The sequence below is a fragment of the Anaerobacillus alkaliphilus genome, from assembly GCF_004116265.1.
Lineage (GTDB): Bacteria > Bacillota > Bacilli > Bacillales > Anaerobacillaceae > Anaerobacillus > Anaerobacillus alkaliphilus.
In genome coordinates this window covers 718,583-735,020 of sequence record NZ_QOUX01000046.1, presented here as the reverse complement: position 1 = coordinate 735,020, position 16,438 = coordinate 718,583, and the positions used below count along the sequence as shown (strand labels likewise).

17 protein-coding genes and 1 other annotated feature are annotated in these 16,438 nt (G+C 35.4%); all 17 genes read left to right on the top strand.

Annotated elements, in window-relative coordinates; translation table 11 throughout:
• Positions 1-100 precede the first annotated feature (100 nt).
• The 17 genes from DS745_RS18820 to pstB all read left to right on the top strand — a co-directional run bounded on the left by DS745_RS18820 (position 101) and on the right by pstB (position 16,432).
• Positions 101-892 (top strand): inositol monophosphatase family protein, encoded by a 792-nt coding sequence (locus DS745_RS18820; protein ID WP_129079756.1) that lies wholly within the window; start codon positions 101-103, stop codon positions 890-892.
• Between the two features lie 346 nt (positions 893-1,238).
• Positions 1,239-2,180, top strand: coding sequence for a phosphate/phosphite/phosphonate ABC transporter substrate-binding protein (locus DS745_RS18815; RefSeq protein ID WP_129079755.1), 942 nt, complete (start codon positions 1,239-1,241; stop codon positions 2,178-2,180).
• A gap of 249 nt (positions 2,181-2,429) precedes the next feature.
• Complete coding sequence (phnC, locus tag DS745_RS18810; RefSeq protein WP_129079754.1) at positions 2,430-3,203, top strand: phosphonate ABC transporter ATP-binding protein; 774 nt, start codon at positions 2,430-2,432, stop codon at positions 3,201-3,203.
• Positions 3,203-4,021: a phosphonate ABC transporter, permease protein PhnE gene (gene phnE, locus DS745_RS18805; RefSeq protein ID WP_129079753.1), complete on the top strand. Its 819-nt coding sequence runs from the start codon at positions 3,203-3,205 to the stop codon at positions 4,019-4,021. Before phnC ends, phnE (DS745_RS18805) begins: the two co-directional genes overlap by 1 nt.
• Positions 4,021-4,824, top strand: a complete 804-nt coding sequence (phnE, locus tag DS745_RS18800) for a phosphonate ABC transporter, permease protein PhnE (protein WP_129079752.1) — start codon at positions 4,021-4,023, stop codon at positions 4,822-4,824. Before phnE (DS745_RS18805) ends, phnE (DS745_RS18800) begins: the two co-directional genes overlap by 1 nt.
• Positions 4,825-5,139: 315 nt before the next feature.
• Positions 5,140-5,928, top strand: coding sequence for a M23 family metallopeptidase (locus tag DS745_RS18795; protein ID WP_129079751.1), 789 nt, complete (start codon positions 5,140-5,142; stop codon positions 5,926-5,928).
• Position 5,929: 1 nt separating this feature from the next.
• Positions 5,930-6,787 (top strand): M50 family metallopeptidase, encoded by an 858-nt coding sequence (locus tag DS745_RS18790; RefSeq protein ID WP_241657884.1) that lies wholly within the window; start codon positions 5,930-5,932, stop codon positions 6,785-6,787.
• A 106-nt stretch (positions 6,788-6,893) separates the two neighbouring features.
• Positions 6,894-8,378, top strand: a complete 1,485-nt coding sequence (locus tag DS745_RS18785; protein ID WP_129079749.1) for an Rne/Rng family ribonuclease — start codon at positions 6,894-6,896, stop codon at positions 8,376-8,378.
• Between the two features lie 188 nt (positions 8,379-8,566).
• Positions 8,567-8,647 (top strand) — a sequence feature (ribosomal protein L21 leader region).
• Positions 8,648-8,662: 15 nt separating this feature from the next.
• Entirely contained in the window at positions 8,663-8,971 is a 309-nt protein-coding gene (rplU, locus tag DS745_RS18780) for a 50S ribosomal protein L21 (RefSeq protein WP_129079748.1), read from the top strand.
• Positions 8,972-8,980: 9 nt separating this feature from the next.
• Complete coding sequence (locus DS745_RS18775) at positions 8,981-9,313, top strand: ribosomal-processing cysteine protease Prp (protein ID WP_129079747.1); 333 nt, start codon at positions 8,981-8,983, stop codon at positions 9,311-9,313.
• A 13-nt stretch (positions 9,314-9,326) separates the two neighbouring features.
• Positions 9,327-9,617, top strand: coding sequence for a 50S ribosomal protein L27 (gene rpmA / locus DS745_RS18770; protein ID WP_129079746.1), 291 nt, complete (start codon positions 9,327-9,329; stop codon positions 9,615-9,617).
• Positions 9,618-9,723: 106 nt separating this feature from the next.
• Positions 9,724-10,458, top strand: coding sequence for an MBL fold metallo-hydrolase (locus tag DS745_RS18765; RefSeq protein ID WP_129079745.1), 735 nt, complete (start codon positions 9,724-9,726; stop codon positions 10,456-10,458).
• Positions 10,459-10,616: 158 nt separating this feature from the next.
• Positions 10,617-12,380, top strand: coding sequence for a methyl-accepting chemotaxis protein (locus tag DS745_RS18760; RefSeq protein WP_129079744.1), 1,764 nt, complete (start codon positions 10,617-10,619; stop codon positions 12,378-12,380).
• A gap of 301 nt (positions 12,381-12,681) precedes the next feature.
• Positions 12,682-13,683, top strand: a complete 1,002-nt coding sequence (locus DS745_RS18755; RefSeq protein WP_129079743.1) for a PstS family phosphate ABC transporter substrate-binding protein — start codon at positions 12,682-12,684, stop codon at positions 13,681-13,683.
• A gap of 73 nt (positions 13,684-13,756) precedes the next feature.
• The gene (pstC, locus tag DS745_RS18750) at positions 13,757-14,698 is read left to right on the top strand and encodes a phosphate ABC transporter permease subunit PstC (RefSeq protein WP_129079742.1); all 942 of its coding nucleotides are present in this window, start codon (positions 13,757-13,759) and stop codon (positions 14,696-14,698) included.
• Position 14,699: 1 nt separating this feature from the next.
• A complete protein-coding gene (gene pstA / locus DS745_RS18745; RefSeq protein WP_129079741.1) occupies positions 14,700-15,581 on the top strand; it encodes a phosphate ABC transporter permease PstA in 882 nt (293 codons plus the stop codon).
• A 26-nt stretch (positions 15,582-15,607) separates the two neighbouring features.
• The gene (gene pstB / locus DS745_RS18740) at positions 15,608-16,432 is read left to right on the top strand and encodes a phosphate ABC transporter ATP-binding protein PstB (protein ID WP_129079740.1); all 825 of its coding nucleotides are present in this window, start codon (positions 15,608-15,610) and stop codon (positions 16,430-16,432) included.
• Positions 16,433-16,438: the final 6 nt, after the last annotated feature.

Genomic DNA, 16,438 nt, shown 5'->3' with positions numbered 1-16,438 from the left:
GGTAGTATTGAAAGTTAGCGAGGAGTCTTGCTAGCTTTTTCTATTTTTTCTGGAATGGAATACCAATTTTTAAAAGGAAAGATTATTATTGAGGTGATAAATGTTGAATTATGAAATGATATTTGAAAATGCTAAGAACTGGACAAAAGAAGCAGGTGAAAACTTACGAGAAAGCTTAAAACAAGCAATTGAAGTAGAATTTAAAACCTCGGCATCTGATCTTGTTACAAAAAAAGACCGTGAAATAGAGCAGCTCTTCGCTCAAAAAATTAATGAGATATATCCGAGTCACATGATATTAGGGGAAGAGGGAACTGTTGCAAGTCAAGATTATGTATTTGCAGAGTCGGAAGTTTGGGTAATTGACCCTATTGATGGAACAACAAACTTTGTAAATCAAAAAATGAATTTTGCCATTTCTGTTGCGTTTTATGATAAAGGACAACCAGTGATAGGAATTATTTATGATCCAATTAAGGATGAGCTTTTTTCAGCATTAAAAGGTCATGGAGCTTATCTAAATGATGAAAGAATTGAGTCTCTAAAAGCTTGTAAACTTCAAGAGGCGTTAATTAGTGTGAATAGTCTTTGGACAATTCCTAATGAAAAAATTGAAGAGAAAAAGTTATTTCCAATTGTAGAAAATGCACGTGGGATACGTTACATTGGTTCTGCTGCTTTAGAAATTGCCTGGATTGCTGTTGGCAGGCTAGATGCTTATATAGACTTCCGCTTATCTCCATGGGACATAGGGGCAGGAATTGTCATCTTAAGAGAGCTAGGGGGAGAAGCCACTACATTAGAAGGTCATGAAATAGATATGACAAACACTTCTACTACATTATTTTCTCGCCCAGGATTAAGTGCAGAAATTAGAAGTTACTTAGCATAATAAATGAATTAAGTGTGGGTTCAAAGATTGAAGGTCCCACATTTATTTTGTAAATTGTAAAAGATACCTGGAAAAATATTCAATTCTAAATATTGCTACAATTAGAACTTTTTCATTTTGAGAAAGTTTTTAAAGACAAGTAGAAAACACTTGTTGTATAGTAGTAATTGTGAGTTTGGTAGACTTGTTTCGACATAGTTGGTAAAGTTTCATAGAGAAAAACCAATCGAATACATAGATTTAAGGTTTGTAAAGAAATTGTAAATTTATCCATACTTGTCGAAATCTGTGATGCTATTATTCATGTGAAAAAACAAATCAAAAAAAACAAAGTGAGGTCATTATCTTGAAAAAATACTTATTGTTAGTATTATCTGCAATGTTAATGTTTGTTCTTGCAGCATGTGGTTCGTCAGAAACTAGCACAGAAGAAGTACCAGCAACTGAAACTACTACAGAAGCAACTGAAGAAGTAGTAGAAATGCCTGCGAAATTAACAATGGGCTTTATCCCATCTCAAGAAGCTGACAAAATTGCTGATACAGTTAAGCCACTTGAAGAAAAATTAAGTGAAATCCTTGGAATTCCAGTTGAAGCTCAAGTAATGGTTGACTTCGTAGGTCTAGTTGAGGGTATGAGAACTGGCCAAATCGATATCGGTTTCTTAAATCCATTTGGATTTGTACAAGCTGAAGAACGTGCAGGGGTAGAAGTTATCTTAAAGTCTATCCGTAATGGTTCTGACTCTTACCAAGCTCAATATGCAGTTGCTGCTGACTCTGATATTCATTCTATCGAAGATTTAGTAGAAGCTCACGGATTAGTTTGGGCTTATGCTGATACTTTATCAACATCTGGTTTCTTATTCCCAGCTGCTCACATCATGAGCTTAGGAGTAGAAAACTTAGACGATCACTTCACGCAAATCGTTGTTGGTGGACATGACAATGCTATCTTAGCTGTATTAGATGGTACTGCTGACTTCGCATCTACATTTGACGATGCTCGTACTCGTTTAGAAGCTGAATACCCAACTATCATGGAAGACATCCGTATCATTGGGTATACTAACCCAATTCCAAACGATACAATCTCAGTTCGTGCTGGTTTACCAGTTGAGTTAAAAGAAGCTATCCGTACTGCTTTCTTAGCATTCAACGAAGATGAAGATATGATGCAAGTAATGAACGAAGTTTATACTTGGAGTGGAATTGCTCCAGCTGCTTCTGCAGACTATGATGTTGTTCGTGATGTATTTAACATCTTTAAAGATCAATTATCTCAATAATATTTTAATTATGAGGGAGATGCATAAAGCTTCTCCCTTTTTTAAGGGAATTTTGTCAAAATTTGTTGCATTTTAAGAGTTTTACTTATAGCATTAAAGTATCAGAAAAGCTCAGCGCTCTTGAGTAAGATAAGCTAAGTTTTTCTAATAATTTAAGAAGTCTGATGTCTGAATTTGTTTGTTAAATATTGGTTTTTAATTAAGGGTTTGTTAGTTAAAAGTATCTTATAAAGATGAGGGGTTTATTTCATGATTGAATTTAAAAATGTATCCTTAACCTACCCAAACGGGCATCAAGGGTTAAAAAACGTAAACTTAAAATTAAACGATGGTGAGTTTATCGTTGTCGTTGGTCTATCAGGTGCAGGAAAATCAACTCTTATTCGTAGTATCAATCAGTTAGTAAAGCCTACTGAGGGTGAACTAATTATCGATGGTGAAAACACTTTAGCTTATAAGGAAAGACAATTACGTAAACTCAGAACTAGAATTGGTATGATTTTCCAAAACTACAATCTAGTAAAAAGAACATCTGTATTAAAAAACGTATTATCAGGAAGATTAGGTCATACTGGTACTTTTCGTAGTTTATTAGGTTTATTCCCTCAGAATGATGTTCGTCTAGCGCTAGAAAGTTTAGACCGTGTTGGAATTGTGGAAAAAGCGTATGTTCGTGCCGATCAACTAAGTGGTGGACAGCAACAACGTGTAAGTATTGCTAGAGCATTAACACAAAAACCGAAAATCATTTTGGCTGACGAGCCAGTAGCAAGTCTTGATCCGCCAACTTCACATATTGTAATGAAAGACTTAAAGAAAATTAATCGTGAAGATAACATTACAACAATCGTAAACCTTCACTTCATTGATATGGCTATGGAATATGCAGACCGAATTATCGGAATGAGAGCTGGGGAAGTAGTTTTTGATGGCCCTGCGAGTTCTGTAACTGAACAAACGTTTGAAGAAATTTACGGACGTAAAATTAGAGAAGATGATGTTCTTGGAGGAGATGAGGAGTAATGCAACCAGTTCCAAATCCAGTCAAAACAAGTCCAGGTCGCATTCCTATCATTCCAACAAAAACAAAAACAAAAATGACATTAATTTTACTTGTCGTTGCGTTTTTATATGGTTTATCAGCATATGTGACTGAAGCGTATCCGAATAAAATTATTACAGGTCTTCCACATGCTATTGATTTTGTGAAAGATGATTTATATCCTCCAAACTGGAGCTATTATAAAACGGTGTCTACTAGATTATTAGAAACTTGGAATATTGCTCTATTAAGTACGACAATAGCAACACTTTTTTGTTTGCCGTTTGCATTTTTAATGGCGTCAAATATTAACACGAACAAATATCTTTATAGTGCTATTCGTTTTGGGATGAATGTTCTTAGAACAATTCCAGAATTACTTTTAGCAGTAATTTTAGTAGCGGTTGTTGGCTTAGGACCACTATCGGGGGTAGGGGCATTAGCGTTATTCTCCCTAGGGATTTTAGCAAAGCTTCTTAGTGAATCAATTGAATCAATTGATAAAGGACCTTTAGAAGCGATCCGTGCAACTGGTGGAAACGTTTTTCAAGTAATTAGATATGGAGCAATGCCACAGATCTTACCACACTTTACTTCTTATTCTTTATATGTACTTGAAATTAACGTTCGTGCATCGATTGTATTAGGTTTCGTAGGTGCTGGTGGTGTTGGTCAAATCTTAAAACAGCAGTTAAATTTGTTTAATTATGCCAACGTATCTACCATCATCATTATGACTTTTATCGCTGTAACGGTCATTGATGTTATTAGTACCCGTATAAGGGAGAGATTAGTGTAATGAATTTAGATAAACAATTTAACATCCAAAGACCTGACCGAACGAAATATTGGATAAAATTTGGTCTAATAACATTAATAATGGCAGCGTTATATTTTATTGCCATTTCTACAACAAATTTAAGTTATAAAGGCTCAAGACTATCTGCTTTTGATTTATTCAAGCGTTTATTCTTTGATACATTCTTTGATGCTACGGTTCAAGCGAGAATTCCAATGTACATTGGCTTTATGTTTGAAACACTAGCAATTGCCTTTGCTGGGACATTAATTGGAGCAATCTTAGCAATTCCAGTTGGATTTTTAGCTGCAAAAAATATGAGTGGTCATCTTTCAAGTATTGGTAAAGGGATCTTAAACGCAATCCGTGCTTTTCCAGAAATCTTATTTGCAATTATTTTCGTAGCGTCTGTAGGGATGGGACCATATGCTGGGGTTTTAGCAATTGGAATTAACTCTATCGGGATGTTAGGTAAACTCTATTCAGAGGTCATTGAGTCAATTGATATGAGTGTCGTGGAAGCACTAAAAGCAAGTGGTGCAAATCGTCTGCAGGCAATGTGGTACGGTGTAATTCCACAGGTTATCCCAGAGTTCTCTTCGTATGCTATTTATCGATTTGAAATTGACGTACGTGCCTCAACAATCCTAGGAATGGTTGGAGCTGGTGGTATTGGTGCGCCAATCATCCTAGCCTCAAATCAACGTGCTTGGGAACAAGTGGGGATGATGTTAATTATCATCATTGTTGTTGTAACAGTTATCGACTACTTAAGTGCATACATCCGTAAAAGAATTGTTTAATAGAAATAAGATTGAGAGATTAAACATTTGATGGTTGGTCTCTTTTTTAATGTAGAATGAAAATTAACAATTGAGAATTATGAATTATGAATTATAAATTTCGTTGCAAAGCTTCGAAGCTTAACTAAAGCATTCTACATTCTACATTTTAAATTTAGCCTCTTCGAATAAACGAAAATTGATAGCATAACCAACCCGGACAAGTCATATCTATTAAATATAGAATATTTGCAAGGAAAGCTTCGACGCTTTTCTTACACCAATTCTACATTTTACATTCAACATTCTACATTCAGAAAAGGGGATGACTAATAGATGGCTGACCGGGTCGATGAAATTCGTCGTAAAATTCAAGCAAGGAGAAGAAAGATAGCTAGTGATATTGGTAGAAAAGAACGTTCACAACCACAATATTATCCTAGTCACACTGAGTTTCGAGATGAGCCAGATTTTTATTTTCCAAGCGATCAAAAAGGACAAGGACAGCAAGAAGATAAATTTTTTAGAAAAGATATCTTAATGCTACAAGTGTTGGCTTCTGTTTGTTTGTTCTTAGTCATTGGTATAATGTTTAAAACTCAAATCCCTCAGTTAGAGGGTGCAAGACAGTTTGTAATAAATTCATTTGAAGAAGAATTTCAATTTGCTGCGGTTGCTAATTGGTACGAAGATCAATTTGGTAAGCCACTAGCTCTATTACCTACGACAAGAGATGTCGCCTTAGAAAATTATGAGTCTGAACCAATTCAGATGGCATATGCAGTACCTGCGACTGGTCGAGTAACCAAAAGTTTTGACCAGGATGGGAAAGGTGTGATCGTAGAAACAGTTTCAAACTCAAATGTTGAAGCTGCAAGAAGCGGTATGGTACGTTTTGTGGCAGAAGAAGAAAACCTAGGGAAAACGGTGATCATCGCTCATTATGATGGTGGAGAGTCATGGTATGCCATGCTTGACCATGTTGAGGTAAAACTTTATGACCACATTGATGCTGGAGATAAAATTGGGACTGTTTCGTTACAAAATAATAAAGGTTTCTATTACTTTGCTTTAAAAGAAGGGGAAACGTTTATTAATCCACTTGATGTGATGTCTTTTGACTAATATGTTTTCTTTATTAAAGAAAATAAAAATTAATCCGCTATTCTGGTTTGTAATTGGAATCGGTATCATAACTGGGTATTTTAAAGAAGTAATTATGGTTTTTACGATTGTATTTATTCACGAAATGGGTCATAGTGTCGTGGCCCATTTTTTTAAATGGAGAATTCGTAAAATAGAGTTATTACCCTTTGGTGGCGTAGCTGAGGTTGAAGAGTATGGGAACCGCCCCTTAAAACAGGAATTTTGGGTGATTATAGCTGGACCACTTCAACACATTTGGTTAATCGGTTTATCATATATCTTATTACCTTTTGAATTTTGGACGGTACATGACCATCATATGTTTCTTACACATAACATCATGATATTATTGTTTAATCTAGTACCAATCTGGCCATTAGATGGTGGGAAACTTATGTACTTATTGTTCTCTACAAAGTTATCTTTCCAAAAAAGTTTAGATACTACCTTAAGATGTTCACTAGTATTATTGTTTATTTTTGCTGGTATTACTCTATATCTCTTTCCATTCCATTTAAATTTGTGGATAGTTTTAGTTTTCCTTTTATTCTCCCATTATTTTGAATGGAAGCAAAAAAGCTATGCATATATGCGATTTCTGATGGAAAGGTATTACAAACCTGAAGAACCATTTGTTACCACTGTCCCGATTATTGTTCCAGCACAATTATCCGTTCAAGATGTGTTAAAACAGTTTAGACGAGGTGTGAAACACAAAGTAGTTATAAAGGACTTTTCTGTCGCGCCCAAAGTAACCATTTATGAAAAAGTCATTTTAACTGCTTTTTTTGAAAAAAAACAAGCAAGCAGACCAATTGGACTTCTCAATCCACCATAAAACTTTGGAAATAATAAGGATAATGTTATAATTAAATAACGTAATGATAAACCAGCCCTAGTAAAGTGGCTGGTTTTTTCGGAATTAGTGAAAAGAAGGGGTATAGATGAAGACATTTATTTTTAATATGCTCACCAATGAACGCCGTCTTGCTATTTTAGAGAATAAAAAAGTAGTTGAATTGTTAATAGAAAGACCTGAAATTAATAAAATTATCGGAAATGTCTATAAAGGAAAAGTCGTAAATGTTTTACCTGGAATGCAAGCTGCTTTTGTAGATATCGGCCTTGATAAAAACGGTTTTTTATATCGCGATGAGCTCGTTAGCTTTCAACAGTCAAGTGAGGATGAAGAAGTTAAAAAGCACCGCTCAATTTCGCAATACATAACTGTTGGCCAAGAAATTCTCGTTCAAGTTACGAAAGAAGGCTTTGGGAAGAAAGGTCCTAGACTAAGTGAAGTTGTTTCATTTCCTGGTAAGTACATTGTGTATATGCCAAATGCTGGATATATTGGGGTTTCAAAACGAATGAAAAATGAAGAAACTCGGGAAGAATGGCGGAAAATTGGTGCTGATCTCTGCAAAGATGACGAAGGCATGATTATCCGAACAGCTACCGAAGAGCTAACAAAGGAACAAGTCGCACAAGACCTATTCTTCCTACGAAAGCTTTGGGAAGAAGTTTGGAGAGAAGGGAAAAACTTAAAACCACCTGCGCTTATCCATGAAGATAATTCAATCATAGAGAAAGTTGTCAGAGATATTAATTTTGACGAAGTAGATCAAATCATTATCGATACTATGAAAGATTATTTATTATTAAAAGATATGTTTTCTCCATACCCAGAATTATTGGAAAAATTACATTTTTATCAACAAAAAGAAAGCATCTTCGCTCATTATCAAATTGAGTCTGAACTAGAAAAGGCGATGCGGAGACAGGTATGGTTAAAGAACGGCGCGTATTTGGTTATTGATCAGACAGAAGCTCTAACCGTATTTGATGTAAATACAGGAAAATTTACTGGAAAGTTAGATTTACAAGATACGATAGTGAAAACAAATCTAGAAGCTGCAAAAGAAATTGCGAGGCAATTACGCCTCCGCGATATTGGTGGTATTATTATTATTGATTTTATTGATATGAAGCATGATAAAGATAGAGAAACCATAATGACTGCCTTTAAAGATGTACTAAGAAATGATCGTACAAAGACGAATATCTTAGGATTTACTGGGCTTGGTTTATTAGAAATGACACGGAAGAAAGTACGTCAAAATCTTCAGGATAGTGTCTCGACGACATGCCCAACTTGCCTTGGGAAAGGAAAAGTGTTGTCAGATGAAGCTGTCGCCTATAAGGTTGAACGAGCCCTTTGGGAGTACAAAGGGATGGATAGTGAAGCTCTTCTTGTAGAAGTACCACCTAGTGTAGTATCAATCATTAAGGGAGAACAAGAGAAGCACCTTACTCAATTAGAAGAGGTATTAAATTATAGAATTTTCCTTAAACCAAATCCTTGGGTAGCACCAAATGATTTTGCGGTTCGCTTTATAGGAACCGTGGAGGAAGCAGAACTTAGAATGTAGAATTATGAATTATGAATTATGAATTATGAATTATGAATTATGAATTATGAATTATGAATTCCTAGTGACTACTGCTTCGAGGTTCAGCTAAAAAACAATTCAAAATTCCTAATTCACAATTGATTCATCATTGACTATACCCACTATAAATGGTATTATATTTCTTGTTAGTTATTTGGATAACCTCCAAAGAGCTATAACCGCTCATTAAAGGGTTTTTAAGTGTTTGCTTTAGCAAAACACCCTCAGTGGCGAGTCTGAGTATATTAAGGAGGTGCACGTAAATGTACGCAATTATTGAAACTGGTGGTAAGCAAGTTAAAGTTGAAGAAGGTCAAGTGATCTACATCGAGAAATTAGACGCTGAAGTTGGTGAAACAGTAAGCTTCGACAACGTATTATTAGTTGGTGGAGACGCTGTTAAAGTAGGAGCTCCATTCGTAGAAGGAGCAACTGTTACAGCTAAAGTTGAAAAAGTAGGTCGCGCGAAGAAAATCTTAGTTTATAAGTACAAAGCTAAGAAAAACTACCGTCGTAAGCAAGGTCATCGTCAACCTTACACTAAAGTTGTTATCGAAAAGATCAACGCGTAAGGTATACTTATGATCAAGGTTAAAGTTGTTCGAAACATCGACAACACGATCAGATCTTTTGAAATGAGTGGTCACGCAGAAGCTGGACCATACGGACAAGATATTGTCTGTGCTGGAGCATCAGCCGTTTCAATTGGAACTGTCAATGCAATCGATACATTATGTAACGTTCAGCTAGAAGTTGAGCAGAATGCCGATGGTGGCTTTCTCCGCTGCACTGTTCCAACCGGTTTGGATAGGCAAAGATATGAGAAAGTACAGCTTATCTTAGAAGCCATGGTTGTATCGCTCAATTCTATTGCTGAAGGATACGGCAAATATATTACAATTAGGGAAACCTAGGAGGTGAATTCTCATGTTAAAAATGAACCTTCAATTTTTCGCATCGAAAAAAGGGGTAGGTAGTACAAAGAACGGTCGTGACTCAATCTCGAAACGTCTTGGTACAAAGCGTGCTGACGGTCAAACTGTTACTGGCGGATCTATCTTAGTTCGTCAACGCGGTACACGTATTTACCCAGGTGTAAACGTAGGTAAAGGTGGAGACGATACATTATTCGCTAAAGTTGACGGCGTTGTTAAGTTCGAACGTCTAGGTCGCGACAGAAAGCAAGTAAGTGTATACCCAGTAAGTCAAGAAGCTTAATAGCTTAAATGAAGCTCTAGCCAAATGGTTAGAGCTTTTTTGCCGTGTTAAATTAGTGTAGAATGAAACCAAATTGAAATTAGAATTTTTCTTGGAGGAGAGTCATATGAAACTAACAGTAATTGGCCACTGGGGCGCCTACCCTGAGGCAGGTGACGCAACATCTTGTTATTTATTGGAGCATGATAACTTTAAGTTGTTAATTGATTGCGGCAGTGGAGCGCTATCTCAATTGCAAAACTTTTGTTCATTACATGAGATCGATGCTCTCATTATTTCTCACTATCACCATGACCATATTGCCGATATTGGACCATTGCAATATAGTCGGTTAATTGATCGTGATATTGATAAAACGGCGAAACCACTGATGGTTTATGGGCATCCATACGATCAAGAAGAATTTCAAAAACTAGCGTATCCTCCTCATGTTTTATCTTACATATATAACGAAGAGCATGAATCTAAGATAGGTCCATTTACTATTAGGTACTTAGAAACACAACATAAAGCCAAATGCTTTGCGATGCGTATTGAACTTAATGGAAAATCGATTGTCTATACTGCAGATAGTAGCTATATGGAAACGTTTAATGAATTTGCAAATGAGGCTGACTTATTTATTTGTGAGACCAGTTTTTACGCCCATCAAGATGGGAAACCTTACGGACATATGAACAGTATTGAAGCAGCCACCATTGCAAATGATGCCAGAGTTCAAAAACTTGTACTAACTCATTTGCCTCACTTTGGGGATCCTGAGCAGTTAGTAAAGGAAGCTAAATCACTATATAAAGGTGATACTATTTTAGCTAAGAAAGGTTTAGAATTCGTCTTATAAGCTGGTAACTTGAACAAAACACCAAAACAATCGTTTTGGTGTTTTTCTACATTTTCTTACAGATATTGATGTAAATTTACATGAAATTTACACTGGCTTAAAATTTATTTGGCATAATTTCTTAGATAAATAAAATTTCATACAAAGTGGGGATCTAGGTGAAGAGTAAAGTAAGAATGTTTATTCAACTATACAAAAATAAAATATATAAGAGAGGGAAAAAACAAGAAGTAAAACAGCGGCCTAGCTTTTTAGAAAAGATTACATTACAAACAAGGCTCACCTTTCTCTTTTTAACATTACTAATTCTATCTTTATCTGTGGTGGGTTCGGTATGTTATGTTCAATCTAGAGAAAACACAATGAAGATTATTGAAAACCGTCTAATTAGAGAAGTTAATGTTGCAGATGAAGTGGCAGCAAATTTAATCTATGCTTATATTGGTGATGAGCCTGGATTTATTAAAAGATTTGAGAAAAGAGTAATTCCTAATCAAGCAGCCGAATTAATACAAGATGGCTTAGATCCAGACTTTTATCTCATTAAGTCTCAACAAGTTTATCCGTTTCCTATTAGTTCGAACTCTAATATAAACTTTACTGAAACTTTGGTAGAAGATATTCTTCGAAAAGATAACGGTATTCTTCATGCAAAAATTGATGGAATTCATTATACGTTAGCGTTTAAACAAGTACAGGAATTAAAAGGCACCTTTGTTTTATTAGTTCCAACCAATGATTACTTAGGCCCCATTAAAGTGTTAGGCCAATTTATCATTATCACAATTGTCATTAGTTCTATCATAGCCTTTATATTTACTATGCTTATGTTACGTACTATCACTCGCCCGTTAACTGCACTTAGAAATGTCATGAGGGAAGTTAGATCTGGAGATATGACACAAGAAATAAAGATTAGTACAACTATTCCGGAGATCGCTTCACTTATTAAAAGTTTTAATCAAATGATGGTAAAAATGAAAGAGATGATAGCTGAAATAAATGTAACGACAAAACAATTATCGTCTACAAGCCTTGATTTAAAAACATCAACAATTACCGTCTTAGAGTCTAATAATAGCTTAGTTGAAGCTATTTCAGTTGTGAAAATTGGTGCAGAGCAAACAGCTGTTTCTTCCGAAGACAGTATTGATACGTTTCAGGAGATGAAATATCAGATTGAGAACATATTTAGCAATATGGACGAAGTAATTACAAGTGCAACAGGGATGAATAATTCAGCACAGAAAGGTGAACTTCATGTAAAAGAAGTAATTCATAGTACGAAGAAGTTTGGAGAAGAGTTTCAGGAAATGACTGGTACAATTAATCTCGTAAAGGAATATTCCCTATCCATAGCAGATGTAGTAAGTCTAATTAAGAACATTGCAGAACAAACCAAGTTATTATCGTTAAATGCAACCATTGAAGCAGCTCGAGCTGGTGACGCTGGAAGAGGATTTGCGGTGGTGGCGAGTGAAGTTCGTAAATTAGCAGAGCAGTCTGCTCATGCAACAGAAGAAATTACTCAGACGATTGGAAGAATGGAGCAAATAGTTTTAAAAGCTTCTAATGATTTTTTCCATATGCATGGTAATTTTAAGTCAAATCTATCAGTGATAGGTGAATCGCAAACTGCTTTTAGTCATTTAACGGACGAAATTGAGGTAGTAAACAAGAAAATCGGTGAAATGAAAGAGCTTCTAGGAGAGTTATCCATATCTTTGCCACAAATGGAGGCAAGTGCTGAGAGTTATGTCTCAGTTTCTCAAGAAACTCTTGCTAACTCGGAGGAGATCTTAGTAATTTCAGGAGAACAAAACGAACAAATGAAAAACACCCATGAAGTTAGTCTAAAGTTAAATGAACTTTCAAATTCTCTAAGTCAAATGACCGCTCAGTTTAAAGTAAATAATTACTAGAGAAAAAGGAGTAAGCAATCTAAATAATTTGGTTGCTTACTCTTTTTATTTATATTGTATAAGTTTGATAGATAAATTTTATAAGGCTAATTGTAAATTTTTAAGAGGAATAAAGCTTAATTTTACTCATTTCTTTTGAAGTACATTTACAAATGGACTAGATTGTTAACAATTTCTTTACACTACGTTCATTCCAGCTTCAAATTCAGGGAGTAAATTAGTACTTGTGAAGGAGATAGATTAAAAGATTTGATCTCTAACACAAAATAAAAACGAAACATTTTCGGGAGGAAATTACCAAATGAAGAAGTTTAAACGTTCAATGTTAGCATTAACAATTGCAGCTGTACTTACAACAGTGACAGCTTGTGGAAGTGGAGAACAGGCAAGCAAGACAAACACCCAAACAGCTAGCAATACTACTGAACAAAAAACTGAACAAAAAACTGAGAAACAAGAAGAAAAACTATCTGGAACAATCGCGATTGATGGTTCATCAACAGTGTTCCCAATTTTAGAAGCAGTTTCTGAAGAGTACAACTTAATTCAACCAAACGTAAAAGCTCCAGTAGGTGTATCTGGAACTGGTGGTGGATTTAAGCGTTTCGTAATCGGTGAAACTGATTTTAGTAACGCTTCTCGTCCAATCAAAGAAGAAGAAGCAGCTCTTGCTAAAGAAAACGGTGTTGAATATATTGAGTTAAAACTAGCATTCGATGGATTATCGGTAGTAGTTAGTAAGGATAATGACTTTGTAGATTACTTAACAGTTGAAGAATTAAATAGAATGTGGGTTGATGGATCAGATGTTGTTACTTGGAAAGATCTCCGTCCAGAATGGCCTGAAATCAAAATTGAATTTTTTAGTCCAGGACATGACTCAGGAACTTATGATTACTGGAATGAAGTAATCCTAAAGAAAACAGATATTCGTAAAGATGCACAACTTTCAGAAGATGACAATGTTCTAGTTATGGGTGTATCAGGTGGTAAGGGTGGAATTGGTTACTTCGGTTATGCTTATTACTATGAAAACCAAGATAAGTTAAAAGTTGTTCCAATCGACAATGGTAATGGTGCGATTACACCAACTGAAGAAACAATTAATAATGGAACTTATGCGCCGCTTTCAAGACCAATGTTTATGTATGTAAACAAAGAAGCGTTAAAACGTCCAGAAGTTTTAGATTACTTAACATTCTTAAATGAACATGTAGGTGAATTAGCGTTAGAAGTAGGGTATATTAACATGCCGCAATTAGAATATGATAATAACGCTGAATTAATTAAAAAGGCTAAATAGTTTTTAATAAAAAGAAGGAATAGGGATGACCATATAAGTCATCCCTTCCAATATGTTTTACGCAATTAGGGGGATGGAAATGAAAAAAGAAAATAGATCAGTGAGTGAAATGATTGCAGATAATCACTCAAAAAGATCAATCCTAAAATTCACAGAAAATACAGTTCCGAAATTTTTTCTAGTTTGTGCTAGTATCTCAATTTTAACTACATTAGGTATCGTATTTACGTTATTATTTGAAACCTTCACTTTTTTTAAAACTATCTCTTTTTTCGAATTTATTACTAGCAAAGAATGGCATCCAATGCACTCAAACCCTAACTTTGGTATTCGACCTTTAATTACTGGTACTCTATTAGTTTCAGCGATTGCTGTAGTTGTAGCAGTTCCAATAGGGCTAGGGGCAGCAATCTATTTAAGTGAGTATGCTTCTGAGAAGAGGCGGAAAATGATTAAGCCTATATTAGAAGTTTTAGCTGGAGTTCCTACAATTGTATATGGATTTTTCGCACTTACGTTTGTAACACCAATGCTTAGACAAGTAATTCCTGATTTATCTATTTATAACGCATTAAGTCCGGGAATTGTTGTAGGTATTATGATAATCCCGATGATTGCATCCTTATCGGAAGATGCAATGAGCTCAGTTCCGAACTCAATAAGACAAGGAGCTTATGCATTAGGATCAACAAAATTTGAAGTAGCGATAAAAGTTGTATTGCCTGCTGCTCTCTCAGGTGTCATTGCATCATTTGTATTAGCCATTTCAAGAGCGATTGGTGAAACGATGATTGTAACAGTTGCCGGTGGTGCTAATCCAACATCAGCCATCGATATTACAAGTGCTATTCAAACAATGACTGCTTATATTGTTCAAGTAAGTTTAGGTGACGCCACATATGGATCAACGGTTTACTATAGTATTTATGCTGTAGGGATGACACTATTCGTATTCACTCTAGTGATGAACATATTAGCACACTTTATCTCACGAAAATTCAGGGAGGAATATTAGAATGGAATTGGCAAAGAAACAGACACAAGCTATAAAAAATATTCCTACTCGTTTAATAAAAAATAAATTCTTTTCTTTTGTATTTTTACTAGCTACACTTACTGGCTTACTAGTTTTATCAATATTACTATACCGAATTTTCACTCAAGGAATTGGTTATATAAACTGGGATTTCTTTACGAGTTTTGCATCTAGACGCCCAGCAGATGCAGGTATTAAAGCAGCAATTTTCGGTACCATTTGGATGATGGGAGTAACTGCTCCTATAGCCTTTATCTTAGGTGTAGGGACAGCGATTTATTTAGAGGAGTACGCCAAGAAGAATATGTTTACAAAATTTATTCAAATGAACATCTCCAACTTAGCAGGTGTACCTTCGATTGTCTTCGGTCTATTAGGTTTAACACTTTTTGTCCGCGGACTAGGCTTAGATCGAAGTGTATTAGCCGGAGGGTTAACAATGGCATTATTAATTTTACCGATCATCGTAGTAGCTTCACAGGAAGCTATCCGAGCGGTACCGAAAGATTTGCGAGAAGCATCATTTGGAATGGGAGCAACAAAGTGGCAAACGATACGACGTATTGTGATCCCAGTTGCATTGCCTGGTATTTTAACTGGTAACATTCTGGCTCTTTCAAGAGCAATTGGTGAGACAGCACCGTTAATTATGATTGGTGCGTTAACCTATATCGCTTTTGTTCCAGAAAATTTAATGAGTCAATTTACAGTTATGCCAATTCAGATTTTTAACTGGACGTCACGTCCGCAAGAAGAATTCCAGTATGTAGCTGCCGCTGGTATTATTGTTTTACTTGGTATGCTAATTATTATGAATTCAATCGCTGTTTTAATAAGAAATAAATTTCAAAGAAGATATTAATAAACTATCAGTCTAGGGGGATAATCATGACGACAGTTGCAGTTCAAACAAAAGTAGTTCACAAAACTAAAGATGAAGCAGTTTCAAATACAAATAAGAAGAAAGTATATGAAGTAAATCAATTAAATTTATGGTACGGAAAAGATCAAGCGTTAAAAAGCATTAATCTAGATTTCCATGAGAAGGATGTAACAGCTATCATCGGTCCATCAGGTTGTGGAAAATCAACATTTATTAAAACATTAAACAGAATGGTAGAAATGGTACCAAGTGTTAAGACATCTGGAAGCATTATCTACCAAGGAAGAGATATCTTTGATCCTAAGTTTCATGTGGAAGAGTTGAGGACGAAAGTTGGCATGGTGTTTCAAAAGCCAAATCCGTTCCCTAAAACAATCTATGAAAATATTGTTTATGGTCCAAGAATTCATGGGATTAGAAATAAAAAGGTGTTAGACGAAGTTGTTGAGAAAAGCTTACGTGGAGCTGCATTGTGGGAAGAAGTAAAAGATCGCTTACACGAGAACGCCTATGGTCTTTCAGGTGGGCAGCAACAACGATTATGTATTGCTCGTTGTTTAGCTGTTGAACCGCAAGTTATTTTAATGGATGAGCCTACAAGTGCTCTTGATCCAAAATCAACTCTTAAGGTTGAAGAACTTATGGAAGAATTAAAGCAACAATACTCTATTATTATCGTTACTCATAACATGCAGCAAGCCGCTCGAATTTCGGATAAAACAGCATTCTTCCTTAACGGTGAAGTTATTGAGTATGACAATACAGATCTCATCTTTTCAAACCCTAGGGATAAACGAACAGAAGACTATATTACAGGAAGATTTGGATAAGGGGAG

Coding starts and splice junctions, on each gene's coding strand:
- pstB (WP_129079740.1), top strand. CDS start 15,608: ATGACGACAGTTGCAGTTCAAACAAAAGTAGTTCACAAAACTAAAGAT.
- phnE (WP_129079753.1), top strand. CDS start 3,203: ATGCAACCAGTTCCAAATCCAGTCAAAACAAGTCCAGGTCGCATTCCT.
- DS745_RS18765 (WP_129079745.1), top strand. CDS start 9,724: ATGAAACTAACAGTAATTGGCCACTGGGGCGCCTACCCTGAGGCAGGT.
- pstA (WP_129079741.1), top strand. CDS start 14,700: ATGGAATTGGCAAAGAAACAGACACAAGCTATAAAAAATATTCCTACT.
- DS745_RS18785 (WP_129079749.1), top strand. CDS start 6,894: ATGAAGACATTTATTTTTAATATGCTCACCAATGAACGCCGTCTTGCT.
- DS745_RS18790 (WP_241657884.1), top strand. CDS start 5,930: ATGTTTTCTTTATTAAAGAAAATAAAAATTAATCCGCTATTCTGGTTT.
- DS745_RS18795 (WP_129079751.1), top strand. CDS start 5,140: ATGGCTGACCGGGTCGATGAAATTCGTCGTAAAATTCAAGCAAGGAGA.
- DS745_RS18820 (WP_129079756.1), top strand. CDS start 101: ATGTTGAATTATGAAATGATATTTGAAAATGCTAAGAACTGGACAAAA.
- DS745_RS18755 (WP_129079743.1), top strand. CDS start 12,682: ATGAAGAAGTTTAAACGTTCAATGTTAGCATTAACAATTGCAGCTGTA.
- phnC (WP_129079754.1), top strand. CDS start 2,430: ATGATTGAATTTAAAAATGTATCCTTAACCTACCCAAACGGGCATCAA.
- pstC (WP_129079742.1), top strand. CDS start 13,757: ATGGAAATGAAAAAAGAAAATAGATCAGTGAGTGAAATGATTGCAGAT.
- rplU (WP_129079748.1), top strand. CDS start 8,663: ATGTACGCAATTATTGAAACTGGTGGTAAGCAAGTTAAAGTTGAAGAA.
- rpmA (WP_129079746.1), top strand. CDS start 9,327: ATGTTAAAAATGAACCTTCAATTTTTCGCATCGAAAAAAGGGGTAGGT.
- DS745_RS18775 (WP_129079747.1), top strand. CDS start 8,981: ATGATCAAGGTTAAAGTTGTTCGAAACATCGACAACACGATCAGATCT.
- phnE (WP_129079752.1), top strand. CDS start 4,021: ATGAATTTAGATAAACAATTTAACATCCAAAGACCTGACCGAACGAAA.